The following is a 9,955-nucleotide window of genomic DNA, read 5'->3' as shown; positions in this document are numbered from 1 at the left end:
GCAGCCGCAAAGAAAAGTAGGCAAAAGAAAGCGGCTCACACCGCCAGTGTGACGCAGTCCACCACTCGACTTATATCGGAGCGGCTCCGGAGCATCCGTCACCTCGCACACTCCGCGTTAGTGACAAAGGGCTCATCCTTCCCGCCACGCGCTACGCGCGGGCGGAAGGGCCTGCAAGGAAAACCAGACGTGCTGCCCGGCGAATGCGCGGTAGTACTGCCGAGAAAATACACTGGAGTCCTACGAAAACGCGTGCGCCCCACTGGTTTGGGCTATGCCCCACGGCGCGCGCAGCGCCGCCGGATGGATGAGCCCTTAGTCACTCCGTGTGACGACGCGTGGCGACAGACGCCCCGGAGCCGCTCCGATCTAAGTCGAGTGGTGTACTGCGTCACACTGGCGGTTTGAGCGGCTTTCTTTTGCCTACTTTTCTTTGCCGCTGCAAAGAAAAGTAGGTGCCGCCCCGCACAGGGGCAACACAAATATACCGACATGAAAACAAGGAAATGCCAACACCCCCATGTAAATGGAAAAAAACCTACTCCCCAATCCAAGACCCACGCAGGTCGCTCTCATGCAGCAGTTGCAACAGCGTTTGCGCGGGTCGGCTGAGCCGCTTCGCCGCGAGCGCAATGAACTCCACATCAGGCAGCACAGGCAAGCTCGCCACATTAACCGGCGGCGCAAGCCCACGCGCAGCGAGATATTGCGGCCGCACCGTGATCCCAAACCCGCCACGCGCCGCCGCCACACAGCCAGCATGGCTGCTACTCGTACACACGATCTGCCACCGAAAATCCGTCTGGGCAAGTGCATCAAGCACAACCGCGCGCGTGACACTCGGCTCGGCCACGAGTATCAGCGGCAGCGGCTGCCCGAGATCGACCATCGTGCCCGTGCGCGCGAGCCACTCCAGCCGCCCCGTGAAAAGCGCCACGCCGCGCCTGTCGCCAAGCCGTCGCTTGCCGATCATCAGGTCGATGGCGCCCTCGTCCAGCAGCTCGTAGAGGTGCCCGGTCATACCAATCGTGATTTCGAGCTCCACATCGGGATGCGCGTTGCGGAACGCCGTGAGCACGGCCGGCAGCGGGCCGAGGGCAACGTCGTCGGATGAACCGAGCCGCACGCGCCCTTTAAGGCGCGGCGCGCGGAACTGCGACTCGGCGCGGTTGATGGCCTGCAGGATCGCGCCCGCGTGCGCGAGCATGGCCTCGCCGTCGGCGGTGATCGCGAGCGAATGCGTGTCGCGTACGAACAGGCGCCGGCCGACCTCCTGTTCGAGGCGCCGGATATGCTCGCTCACACTCGATTGCGTGAGGCCGAGCTGGCGCGCCGCCTCGGTGAAACTGTGGCAGGCCGCGACCGTCGCGAAGCTTTTGAGCCAGACTGGATTGAGCATGACGCATTGTTATCGGCAATGCCGATAACAGTCAACGCCTGCAGTGCGATTCCCGATCGGCGATGGTACCGATATCATGGCGTCATGGTAACCGAGTCGGGCAGCATCGGCGCTCTTCGGTGTGGGTTGGGCCGCAAGGGCGCGGGACGCACAAAACCGCAATGAAACAGAATTCGAGTCACACCGCGCTGCTTTGGATCGCTGCAGCCGGCTTCTTCATGCAGGCGCTGGATACGACGATCGTCAACACCGCGCTGCCGTCCATGGCCCACAGCCTCGGGGTCAAGCCCCTCGTGATGCAGCCGGTCATCGTCGCCTATACGCTGACGATGGCCACGCTGACGCCCGCCTCCGGCTGGCTCGCCGACCGCTTTGGCACGCGCCACGTCTACTTCACCGCGATCCTGATCTTCGTGCTGGGCTCGCTGTGCTGCGCGGGCGCACACACACTGGGACAGCTGATCGTCGCGCGGGTGCTTCAGGGTATAGGCGGGTCGATGCTGATGCCGATAGGCCGCCTCGCCGTGCTGCGCGCCGTGAGCGCGGAGCAATACGTCGCCGCGCTTGCCATGATTTCAGTCGCCGGGCAAGCCGGGCCGATCGTCGGCCCGACGCTCGGGGGCTGGTTCGTCGAAGCGGTTTCCTGGCACTGGATTTTCCTCATCAACGTGCCGATCGGCCTCGCCGGGATGTTCGCGGTCCATCGCTATCTGCCCGGCAACGCGAGCGCCGCCGCGCCACGCTTCGATTTGCCGGGCTGCGCACTGGTGTCCTTGTCCATGATCGCGTTTTCGCTCGCGGTCGACGTGCCGGCGCAGTCGCATCGCGCCGCATGGGCGAGCGCGCTGTTCGTGCTCGGGCTCTGCGCTGCACTCCTTTATATTCCGTATGCGCGTCGCCGCCCCGATCCGCTTTTCAGGCTTGCGCTTTTCCGCGAGCCGAATTTCAGCGTGGGGCTGATCGGCAATCTCGTGTGCCGGGTCGGTTCGAGCGCGGTGCCGTTTCTCGTGCCGCTGCTGCTGCAACTCGAGCTCGGCTATTCACCGCTGCGCTCGGGCCTCATGATGATGCCCGCAGCGCTCGCCGGCGCGCTCGCCAAGCGCTGGATCGCGCCGTTGATCCGCCGCTACGGCTACGACACGTTCCTGCTCGTGAACACGCTGATCGTGGGCGGCTCGATCGTTGCCTTCGCACTGATCTCGCGCGGCACGCCCGTGCTTGTCGGTATCGCGGTGCTGGCCATCTTCGGCGCGGCCAACTCGATGCAGTTCGCGGCCATGAACAGCGTCACGCTCAAGGGTCTCTCGCACGAGGATGCGGGCAGCGGCAACAGTCTCTTTTCGATGGTGCAGATGCTGGCGATGGGCCTGGGCGTGTCGATCGGCGGTGCGCTGGTCAGCGTCTTCGCGCATCAGTGGGGATCCGCCACCCTCGGGTTCCGGATGAGCTTTGTTTGCGTGGGCCTCATCACGCTCGCGTCCGCCTTGATTTTCCGCCGCATCGACGAGGCGCCCACCGTGCGGCGCGGCGCTGTCTCTTCCGTCTGACTGGGGCGCAAGCGGGCGACGAGACGCCAGACGCCGCCCGCTTATGACACTTTATCTGCCGCCATGGCTGCTGCCACTCACACCACCAGGTTTGCGGGCTCCGCGCATACGAAGCGGTGAATGTTGTCCATCAGCTGATCCGCGAGGCTTTGCTGTGCCTCGTCGGAGGCCCATGCCACGTGCGGCGTCACGATCACATTCGGCCGCTTCGCAATCCTCATCAACGGATTGTCGTCGGTGGGCGGCTCGCTCGAAAGCACGTCGAACCCTATACCGCCGATGAGCCCTTCGTCGAGCGCGCGCACGAGCGCGTCCTCATCGACGAGCCCACCCCTCGCCGTATTGATGATGAGCGGCTTGCGCTTCATCGCGCGAAACTCGGGCGTCGAAAGCATGCCGCGCGTCTGCGGCGTCAGCGGGCTGTGTATCGTGATCACGTCGCTCGTCGCCAGCATCTCGTCCCACGGCGTGTAGAGCGGCCCGAGACCCTCGCGGCCCTTGTGCGCCGCGAATAACACACGCATGCCGAACGCTTTCGCGATCTCGGCCACGCGTTGCCCCAGCACGCCTTCGCCAATAATGCCCAGCGTCATGCCGCCCAGATCGTGGATCGGGTGGTTGAAGAAGCAGAACTGGCCGGATTTTTGCCATTCGCCGTTGAGCACGTCGTCGCGGTAGGCAACCAGATTGCGCCGCAGCGCCAGCATCAAGGCAAAGGTATGCTCGGGCACCGTGTTGACCGCGTAACCGCGGATATTCGACACGCGAATGCCATGCCGCTCGCAGGCCGCCTTGTCGATGCAGTCGGTGCCGGTCGCCGCCACGGCGACGAACTTCAACGCAGGCAATTGTGCAAGCACCTCCGCCGTGAGCGGCACCTTGTTGGTGATGGCGATGGTGGCGCCGGCAAGGCGCGCGGCGACCTGGTCGGCCGAAGTATGGTCGTACTCGATGAATTCATGTTCGAATAGCGGGCGCGAAAGCCGGATTTGCGGCGCGAGCGTCGCGCGGTCGAGAAAGACGATCTTCTCCATGCTGATTCCTGTCGATGGTGTTGAGTTGAGTGAAACGGCTTAAAGGCGACGCCTGGCTTCAGCGACGATATGCTCGGGCGTGATGCCGAAGTGTTGGTACAAGTCCTCGGCAGGCCCTGATGCGCCGAACCCCGCCATGCCCACGAAAGCGCCGCGTTCGCCCAGGTAGCGGTCCCAGCCAAAGCGCACGGCGGCCTCTACGCCCACGCGCACCGTGTCCGTGCCAAGCACCTCCTGGCGATACGCGGGGTCCTGTTCGTCGAACACTTCCCAGCACGGCAGCGAGACAACAGCCGTGGGAATGCCTTCGCGCTGCAAGCGCTCGCGCGCCGTGAGCGCCAGCGCGACCTCCGAGCCCGTTGCCAGCAGCGTGACGAGGCGCTTGCCGCCCTCGGCCTGCGCGAGCACGTAGCCGCCGCGCGCGCAGCGGTTCTCCGCGCTGTGGCGCGTGCGCACGAGCGGCAGGTTCTGCCGCGCGAATACCATCGTGCTCGGGCCGCTGCGGTGCTCGTAGGCGAGCGCCCAGCATTCGGCGGCCTCCACGGCATCGGCGGGCCGGAACACCCGCATGTTCGGCATCGCGCGCAGCGAGGCGAGGATCTCGACGGGCTGATGCGTCGGCCCGTTCCTGCCCACGCCAATCGAATCGTGGCTGAACACGAACTTCACGGGCAGCCCCATGAGCGCGGCCATGCGCATCGCGGGCCGTTCGTAGTCCAAAAATGCGAGGTAGGTGACCGCCAGCGGGATCACGCCGCCGTGCGCGGCCATGCCGTTCGCCATGGCGCCCATCAAGTGCTCGCGCACGCCGCAATGCACATAGGCGCCGCTGCGGTCCCCGGCGGTAAATGCGTGCAGGCTGCGCTTGTGGCTCGTGGGCGCCTCGAGGTCGGCGCAGGCAACCATGCGCTCAGGCAATTGCGCGAGCCGGTCGTTGATCTCGGCGGAGATCAGGATGCCCGCCTCGCCCTCGCCGCGTTCGATGCTTTGCCGCTTGTAGTCTTCGAGCACGCGTTGCCAGCCCTCGGGCAAGCGGCCCGCCTGAATGCGCTCGAATTCGGCGCGCGCATCGTCGGGCAATGCGGCCAGCCGCTCGCGCCACGCGAGATATTCGCCTTCGCTGCGCCGTCCCGCGGCGCGCCAGGCTTCGAGCACGTCGTGCGGAATCTCGAACGGCGCATGCGCCCAGCCCAGCTCCGTGCGCGCCGCGTCGGCATCGGCTTCGAACAGCTTGCCGCTGTGGCCGCCGCGCTGCCCTTGCAGGCGCGCAATACCGCGCGCGATCACGGTGCGGCATGCGAGCATCGAAGGGCGCGCATCGCGCTTTGCTTCGGCGAGCGCCGCCGACAAGGCGTCGAGATCGTGTCCGTCGACTTCAATCACATGCCAGCCGGCGACGCGAAACCGCGCGCTCACGTCTTCGCTGATCGAGAGCGACGTGCTGCCGTCGTCGGTGATGCGGTTGTCGTCCCAGCAGAGGATCAGCTTGCCGAGCTGCAAATGGCCCGCCAGCGAAATCATCTCTTGCCCCACGCCCTCCTGCAGGCAGCCGTCTCCCACGAACGCATACGTGTAGTGGTTCACGATGCCGTCGCCGAATCTCGCGTTCAGATACGCCTCCGCGACAGCCATGCCGAACGCGTTCGCGATCCCCTGGCCGAGCGGCCCCGTCGTCACTTCGATGCCCGCCGCCGGGTCGAATTCGGGGTGGCCCTCGCAGCGCGAGCCCATCGCGCGGAAGGACTTGATCTCGTCGATGCCGAACTGCGCATACCCGCTCAGATGCAGCAGCGCATAGAGCAGCATCGAGCCGTGGCCGTTCGAGAGCACGAAGCGGTCGCGGTCGGGCCATTGCGGGTCGGCGGGATTGAACTTCAGATGCTGCGTGAAGAGCGCAGTGGCGATCTCCGCCATGCCGAGCGGGACGCCCTGATGGCCCTCGCCGGCGCGCACGATGGCATCGATAGCAAGAAAGCGGATCGCATTGGCAAGCGGCCGCGTGGCGTGCAACGGCGTGAGTGCGGACATGACTTCTCCTTGCCGCGGCGCCCTTCGGGCGGCGGCTATCGTTTGAATTGAAAAGGGGGGAAGCGCCGCGTCTGTGAAAGGACGCGGCGCAGGGGCGTCAGTGCAGGAAGCCAGTGGAGATCCAGGGCACGGCGGCCACGATGATCAAGCCGACCACCAGCGCGACCATATAGCCGACGATCGGCTTCATGCCTTCGTCGGGATGGATGCGGCTCACGGCGCATGCCGAGTAGTAGCCCACGCCGAACGGCGGCGCGAACAGACCCACGCCCATCGAGAGGATCACGACCATCGCATAGTGGACCTCGTTGATGCCCATCTCGTGCGCGATCGGGAACATCAACGGGCCGAACAGCACGATTGCCGGGATGCCTTCGAGCACGCTGCCGAGCACCACGAACACGCAGATCGATGCGGCCATGAAGGTCGCGGCGCCGCCGGGCAGCGCCGCCATCGACTGCGCGAGCTGGCCCGAGAAACCCGATTGCGTGAGCGCCCACGCCATGCCGGTCGCGGCGCCAATGATCAGCAGGATCGCGCCCGACAATGAGGCCGTGTCGATCAGCATGGGCTTGATGCGCGCCCACTCGAAACGCCGGTAGATGAGCAGACCCGTGAGCACCGCATAGACGATGCCGATGGTCGAGACTTCGGTCGCCGTCGCGATGCCTTCGACTACCGCGAAGCGGATCACGAACGGCAGCGCGAGCGCCGGCAGCGCGACGACGAGCTTGCGCAAGATCTCGCGGCGCGTCGCGCGGCGCACGTCCGAGAGGTCGTCGCCGCGATAGCGCCACCAAACCACTGAGCACAGCGTGATCGCGAGCACGATGCCGGGCAGCATGCCGCCCGTGAAGAGCGCCGAGATCGACACGCCCGTGACCGAGCCGAGCGTGATCAGCACGAGGCTCGGTGGAATGGTTTCCGTCTGCGCGCCGGTGGCCGCGAGCAGCGCGACGAGGTCGCCGGGCTGCGCGCCGCGCGCCTTCATCTCGGGGAACAGCACGGGCGCGATGGCGGCCATGTCGGCGGCTTTCGAGCCCGAGATGCCCGACACCAGATACATCGCGCCCACGAGCACGTACGAGAGGCCGCCACGCACGTGGCCGAGCAGGCTCGCGAGGAACGAGATCATCGCGTTCGCCATGCCGGTCATCTCGATCAACTGGCCGAGGAACACGAACAGCGGCACGGAGAGCAGGATCAGGTGCGACATGCCTTCGTCCATGCGGCCGACGACGACGCTGAGCGGCGTGCTCGTGGTGAGCGCGAGGTAGCCGAACGTGGCGAGGCCGAACGAAAAGGCGATCGGCACGCCCGAGAGCACGCACAGCGCGACGAGCCCGACGAAGAAGACCAGCAGGTTCGCGTTGCCCAGATTCTGCAGCAACGGACCCGCCGCGACGAAGACGCCCGCGATGGCGCAGACGAACGCGAGCGCCCCAATCGCCATCTGCCAGTTGGCAGTGCGAATGAGGCGCAGGCAGGCGACGGCGAGCATCAACGCGCTGCCAACGGGCAGCGCCGCGGCGCGCCACGTGTCCGAGATACCGAGCGCGGGCGTCGTGATGATGCCCTGGTCCTGGGCGAAGTCGACGGCGGGTCCGACGATCAGCAGCAAGAACGCGAGCGGCGCAGCAATCGCCACCACATCGAGAAACGCGCGCACCTGGGGCGAGGTCTTGCCCACGAGCGCGGTCATGCGCATGTGCTCGCCGCGCCGCAAGGCGATCACGGCGCCGAGCATCGCGAGCCATACGAACAGCATGGAGGCCAGCTCATCGGACCAGACGAGCGGCGTGTGCAGCACATAACGGCTCGTGACGCCCGCCAGCAGCACGGCGATCTCGGCGAGCACCAGCAGCGCAGCGGGAATCTCCACGCAGCGCGCGAGCACGTTGTCGACGAAGACAACGACACGGCGCGGCGACGGGTGAGGGAAAGTGACGGTGTGCATGGTGTTCATACCAGTTTTCCGGAGTACTTTTCGAGCAGGCTCCAGCCCTGCTCCCCATACTTGCCTTTCCAGTCGCTGTAGAAGCTCGTCTTGCGCAGTGCGTCGCGAAACGGTTGGCGGTCCACTTCGACGATATTGATGCCCTTCGCCTTCAGGTCGTTGCGCAGCGTGCCATTGAGCTTCGCAATGTCGGCGCGCTGGAGCAGGCCCGCCGCTTCGAATTCGCGCGTCACGATCGCGCGCATATCGGCTGGCAGCTTCTCCCATGCGCGGCGGTTGCCGAGGATCCAGTAGCCGTCCCACACGTGCGAGGTGAGGCTGATCGACTTCTGCACTTCGTAGAGCCGGGTGGTCGCGATGATGGGCAGCGGATTCTCCTGCCCTTCCACGACGCCCGTTTGCAGCGCCGAATACAGCTCGTTGAAATTGATCGGCGAGGGGCCGGCGCCGAGCGCCGTGAACAGCGACGTGAGCATGGGCGCCTGCGGCACGCGGATCTTGAAGCCCTTGAGGTCGCCGGGCTGCTTGATGACGCGCGTGGAGGAGCTGATCTGCCTGAAGCCGTTGTCCCAGACGCGCGAGACCGACACGATGCCCGTCTTCTCGATCTGGGCGCGCACGTAGGCGCCCAGGTCGCCGTCCATCGCCTTCCAGACCGTGTCGTAGTCGGGGAAAGCGAAGCCCGTGTTGACGATGCCGGCCGCCGGCGCGAGCGTCGCGAGCACCGACGAAGCCTGGTTGAAGAACTCCACGCCGCCGCTTCGCACCTGCGAGAGCAGGTCGGTGTCGGAGCCGAGCTGGTTGGCGGGAAAGACCTTGATGTCGAGCTTGCCGCCCGTGGCGGCGCGAATCTTGTCGCAGGCCTGCTGCGCGCGGACGTTGACCGGGTGCTTGGGGTCCTGCCCCGTCGCGAGCTTGTACGAGAAGTCGGCAGCCGACGCACGGCGGATCGACAGACCCCAGAGCGGCGCCGCGGCGGCGACGCTCGCGCCCGCTTTCAGAAAGGTCCGCCGGTCGATGCCCCGGCCGAAGGTCGAGCTTTTGCTCATGATGTGCTCCTCCAATATGGATACGCAGGTATCGCGTTATATGTCTTCCCGTACAGCACGCTCTGGGGCGTGTTTGCGTCTGCCCGGCTACCGCTGTGACGCGCGCGGCGGGCCGGACTCCACCGCGCGCCGTTGTGCACCTGCGCTGAATCAGCCGTGAATCAGCCGTGAATCAGCATCCCGCCATTGACGTCGATAACGGCGCCGGTAATGTACGACGAAATCGGCGCCGACAAAAAGAGAAACGCGCCGGCGACGTCGTCGGGCACACCGAGCCGGTTCAACGGAATACCAGCAAGAATCTCGCCGCGCTTGTCGTCGCTGATCTTGCCCGCGTTGATATCGGTCTGGATCAGGCCCGGCGTCACGCAGTTCACGCGGATGCCGTCGTTGCCGAGCTCGCGCGCCATGGCCTTGGCTAGGCCCAGCACGCCCGCTTTCGCAGCCGAATAATGAGGACCGCCAAGAATGCCGCCACCGCGCTGCGCCGAAACCGACGACATGCAGGCGATCGCCCCGCTCTGCTGCTTCTTCATTTGCGGCACGACGGCCTGCGAGAGATTGAGCACGCCGCGCAGGTTCACGTCGAGAACGCGGTCCCAGCTTGCGGAGTCGATGTCGAGCAGCTTGGCCGCTTGCGTGATGCCCGCGTTATTGATGAGCACGTCGACGGCGCCGAAGTCGGCCACGACCTGTTGCACGGCGGCCTCGCAAGCCTCGCGGCTGGTGACGTCGCAGACATAGCCGCGATGCTCCGGCCCGATTGAAGCGGCCGCGTCGCGCGCCGCCGAGAGGTCGAGATCGAGAATGGCGATTTTGGCGCCGTGCTTCGCGAACATGCGCGCGGTGGCCATGCCGATGCCTCGCGGCGAGGCGGCGCCGGAAATCACGGCGACCTTGCCGTCCAGAAGACGCGATTCAGACATGATGCTGCTCTCCTT

General features: G+C 65.8%; 7 protein-coding genes. 1 reads left to right on the top strand and 6 read right to left on the bottom strand.

Annotated elements, in window-relative coordinates; all coding sequences use genetic code 11:
* Nucleotides 1–538 precede the first annotated feature (538 nt).
* Nucleotides 539–1,399: a LysR family transcriptional regulator gene (locus EYW47_RS24185; RefSeq protein ID WP_133197363.1), complete on the bottom strand. Its 861-nt coding sequence runs from the start codon at nucleotides 1,397–1,399 to the stop codon at nucleotides 539–541.
* 161 nt (nucleotides 1,400–1,560) lie between these two features.
* Here EYW47_RS24185 and mdtD point away from each other — a divergent pair, with 161 nt between their 5' ends.
* A complete protein-coding gene (gene mdtD, locus EYW47_RS24180) occupies nucleotides 1,561–2,946 on the top strand; it encodes a multidrug transporter subunit MdtD (protein ID WP_133197362.1) in 1,386 nt (461 codons plus the stop codon).
* Between the two features lie 77 nt (nucleotides 2,947–3,023).
* Here mdtD and EYW47_RS24175 read toward each other — a convergent pair whose 3' ends face one another.
* The 5 genes from EYW47_RS24175 to EYW47_RS24155 all read right to left on the bottom strand — a co-directional run bounded on the left by EYW47_RS24175 (nucleotide 3,024) and on the right by EYW47_RS24155 (nucleotide 9,940).
* Nucleotides 3,024–3,980 (bottom strand): D-2-hydroxyacid dehydrogenase, encoded by a 957-nt coding sequence (locus EYW47_RS24175; RefSeq protein ID WP_133197361.1) that lies wholly within the window; start codon nucleotides 3,978–3,980, stop codon nucleotides 3,024–3,026.
* A gap of 39 nt (nucleotides 3,981–4,019) precedes the next feature.
* Nucleotides 4,020–6,008, bottom strand: a complete 1,989-nt coding sequence (tkt, locus tag EYW47_RS24170; protein ID WP_133197360.1) for a transketolase — start codon at nucleotides 6,006–6,008, stop codon at nucleotides 4,020–4,022.
* 97 nt (nucleotides 6,009–6,105) lie between these two features.
* On the bottom strand, nucleotides 6,106–7,965 hold the full coding sequence (locus tag EYW47_RS24165) for a TRAP transporter large permease (RefSeq protein WP_133197406.1): 1,860 nt from the start codon (nucleotides 7,963–7,965) through the stop codon (nucleotides 6,106–6,108).
* Nucleotides 7,966–7,970: 5 nt separating this feature from the next.
* The gene (locus EYW47_RS24160; RefSeq protein WP_133197359.1) at nucleotides 7,971–9,014 is read right to left on the bottom strand and encodes a TRAP transporter substrate-binding protein; all 1,044 of its coding nucleotides are present in this window, start codon (nucleotides 9,012–9,014) and stop codon (nucleotides 7,971–7,973) included.
* Between the two features lie 161 nt (nucleotides 9,015–9,175).
* Nucleotides 9,176–9,940, bottom strand: coding sequence for an SDR family NAD(P)-dependent oxidoreductase (locus EYW47_RS24155; protein ID WP_133197358.1), 765 nt, complete (start codon nucleotides 9,938–9,940; stop codon nucleotides 9,176–9,178).
* Nucleotides 9,941–9,955 lie beyond the last annotated feature (15 nt).

Origin of the sequence: Paraburkholderia silviterrae (assembly GCF_004353915.1) — a bacterium.
GTDB lineage: Bacteria > Pseudomonadota > Gammaproteobacteria > Burkholderiales > Burkholderiaceae > Paraburkholderia > Paraburkholderia silviterrae.
This window is presented reverse-complemented; position numbering and strand designations above follow the sequence as displayed.